Below are 1,835 nucleotides of genomic sequence, written 5' to 3' on the forward strand. Positions count from 1 at the left end.
AACTCTACCGCATTAGCAGTTACTAACAATGCTAATGTTACTACATTATTCACAACTGCTTTACCTGTAGCTAAATCAATTGTGAATAATGTAGTAACATTAGCATTGTTAGTAACTGCTAATGCGGTAGAGTTATCAGGTAAAATGTCCATATCTCCTACCCCTTGAAAGTTAACGCCTAGATCCCCCACAACTTGCAGTGTCCCATCATTTGGAGGTGTTTGCATGTACAATTTATCTTGCTCAAAATCTATATCGTACAACATGGTTGTTGTAGCTCCAGCAATACTATTGGTATATGCTACGGCACCAATTTTTGCATTTGCACCACCATTTATAGCGCCATCAGTTGCAACTACTGTACCTAACTCAGGGTGCAATCTCAAATTTTGACCAGAATCTGTAACCAATCTAATTCTGTCAACTGTTGGATTAAAATCAAGCGAAGCATTTGTACTAGCTAAAATAGGCGCAAAAGTAGTTGAACCCAATACAGTTGCCACGCCACTTTTTTCATTAATAACATACAAACGGCTTGACGAGCCTAAACCGTACAATTGTCCCGTTGCTGGTCTATAATCAATACTCACAATATTTTCTGAAGAGGGCAATCCGACAATTGCAACACTAGAAGACGAAGTCGATAGATTACGCGCATTATAAGTAAGAATCGTGTTATTACTAGCCAGTGCGGTAAAATTTACATCTGGAGCAACAGCTGCCATCATCATATCGTTTGAATCATCGTCATTACATGAAATTGCTGTAAGGGACAAAAATGCTACCCCTAGCAAGGAAGCAAAACCTAAATTAAGTTGTTTCTTTTTCATCGTTTTTTTTATTTGGTTATACAAACATTTACGAAACGATATTTAATTTGGTTTTACCAAATCTATTTTTTTTTGGTTATCCAATGAAAATCAAACTGTAATTTGCTAACTACACTTTAAAATTCTCATGCATTACAGTTAAAAAAAAGAATAAAAAAAACGGGTAAATTAAATCCAATTCTGTTGAAAAAAAGAATGTAAACTTAAAAAAACGTTTCTATATTGCTAAAATTGAAAGAAATAATCCTCCATAACAACCATTTTCTAGATAATTTTTTGTTAAGTATTAAACTTTTTTGTTTCGCATTTGTCCTATAGCAATAAACTTTAAAACAAAAAAAAATGAAAAAATTATTGATTGTAATGGTTTTAGCTTTTGGAATAACAAGTCAAGCGCAAGAAAGAAAAACAAGAACTGAGGGTGCTAAAATGGAACGCATGAGTACCGATCAAAAAAGAGCCTTACAGGTCAAGAAAATGACGCTGGAACTAGATCTTAATGCATCTCAGCAAAAAGAAATTAGTTCACTTCTTGCAGAACAAAGCACTAAACGTGAAGCGATGCTTGCTAATAGAAAAGCCAATAAAACCGCAGAAAAAAAACAACTAACATCTAATGAGCGTTTTGAGCTTAAAAACCAAATGCTAGACAATCAAATTGTGATGAAAGATCGAATGAAAAAAATTCTTTCGACTGAGCAGTTTAAAAAATGGGATGCTTCAAGAACAGAAAGACAGCAGCGAGCTGCTAAAAGACTAGCTTATCAGCATGGTAAAAAAGCGAATAGAATAGAGTCTCACAGAAAATAAAAGCTTAATTTAAAAAACACCCCAAATAGTATCTACTATTTTGGGGCATTTTTTAATAAGTAATTTTTATGTCAATCCTTTTTTAGAAAGTTTTAGACACTTTATCAATGGCTTGAATAGTAAAATCTAGATCTTCATACGTTAGCGCATCGGTAATAAACCAAGTCTCATACGCTGAAGGCGCTATGTAAATTC

The 1,835-nt window shown here is 33.8% G+C and carries 2 protein-coding genes; one reads left to right on the forward strand and one right to left on the reverse strand.

Annotated elements, in window-relative coordinates; translation table 11 throughout:
- Window positions 1-830: DUF4394 domain-containing protein (locus tag AC061E_RS16525; protein ID WP_478287238.1), on the reverse strand; the 830-nt coding region annotated here is incomplete at its 3' end.
- A 342-nt stretch (window positions 831-1,172) separates the two neighbouring features.
- Between AC061E_RS16525 and AC061E_RS16530 the strand changes: the two genes are divergently transcribed.
- Window positions 1,173-1,640: a hypothetical protein gene (locus AC061E_RS16530; protein WP_478285600.1), complete on the forward strand. Its 468-nt coding sequence runs from the start codon at window positions 1,173-1,175 to the stop codon at window positions 1,638-1,640.
- Window positions 1,641-1,835: the final 195 nt, after the last annotated feature.

The organism is Flavobacterium sp. GNP011 (assembly GCF_056428925.1).

Excerpts from the sequence above, each read along its gene's own strand:
- AC061E_RS16530 (WP_478285600.1), top strand. The coding sequence starts at position 1,173 with ATGAAAAAATTATTGATTGTAATGGTTTTAGCTTTTGGAATAACAAGT.